The sequence below is a fragment of the Streptomyces sp. PKU-EA00015 genome, from assembly GCF_013387495.1.
Taxonomy (GTDB): domain Bacteria; phylum Actinomycetota; class Actinomycetes; order Streptomycetales; family Streptomycetaceae; genus Streptomyces.
Map to the genome: position 1 here is coordinate 1 of NZ_JABZEE010000130.1, position 1,062 is coordinate 1,062.

The window sequence follows — 1,062 nt, forward strand, 5'->3', positions numbered from 1 at the left end:
AACCAACAACCGCGGCGACAGCATCCAACAGCCCATGTCGACGGAAGAGGCCCGCCCCCGGCTCCCGCAAGAATCCGACAGCGTTCAGAGTACCGAGGAGAGTGTCCGGCAAGCCCTGCTGGGCACGCCCGAATTGAGGGGTCCGCGCGACAGCCGACCTCGTTTCGTGGTGCGGTCGGCCTTCGACGCGCGGCGGTTCACCCACGACGGCGAACCGGTCACCGACCTCACCGTCCGGCTCGCGATACGCGGCCCCGAGGGGCAGACCACGTATGTTGCCGATCAACTCGATGCAGGCGTACGGGATTTCCTCAACCGTCCTGCTTACCGGTTGCCGAACGGCGACCGCCTCCATGTCACTGTCGAGTACGTCGATCCCTCGGACTCCCCGCACCTGACCGTGGACCTGGCGAGCCGGGACCAGGCGATGAACCAGACCACCTGGTGGGCGGACGCCGACCCGGTGCAGATGGTGCACGAGCTGACGCACCAGCTCGGTCTACGGGACGAGTACCGTGACGCCGACGCCCCGCACCGTCCGCACATCCCGGGCAGTCTCCTCGGCGACCTGAGCGCGGACCCCGAGGACTTCTCGCTCGTTACCTCGGGTCTGCGGGGTCGGCATCTGGCCCTGCTGGGTGCGCTGATCGGGGACGTGACCCCGCAGCCTGAGCCAAGCGGGCAGGACAGCGAGCAGAGTTGGGATGCGGCTCGCACAGCCACCGATCCGGTCCTCCGGAAGTCGGTGTGGGTGGACCCGGTTTCTCTGCCGCGGTCGGCTGACGACGGCACGGCAGTCATCGAGGTCCCGGCTCGCATGCCGCAGGACCCGAACGTGACACCAGCTCACGCCGCCGGTGAACCGATCCTTACGCCCTTCAAGTCGGGGAACTTCGAGTTCACCAACCTGAAGCACACGGAGGAGAAGTACCGGGACAAGGCCGTCCGGATCATCGATGTGCTGCGGAAGCACGACACCATCCGCGAGTACATCGGCAATCGCCCCTGCCGTATCACCTTGCACGTGCGGACGATGGAGACCCCGGCCGATGTGACGGACCG

Annotated in this window: 1 protein-coding gene; it reads left to right on the forward strand. The window is 66.9% G+C overall.

Annotated features, from left to right (window positions below; translation table 11 throughout):
* Positions 1-166 precede the first annotated feature (166 nt).
* A partial coding sequence (locus HW130_RS35190) for a hypothetical protein (protein ID WP_177153820.1) occupies positions 167-1,062 on the forward strand: 896 nt, incomplete at its 3' end.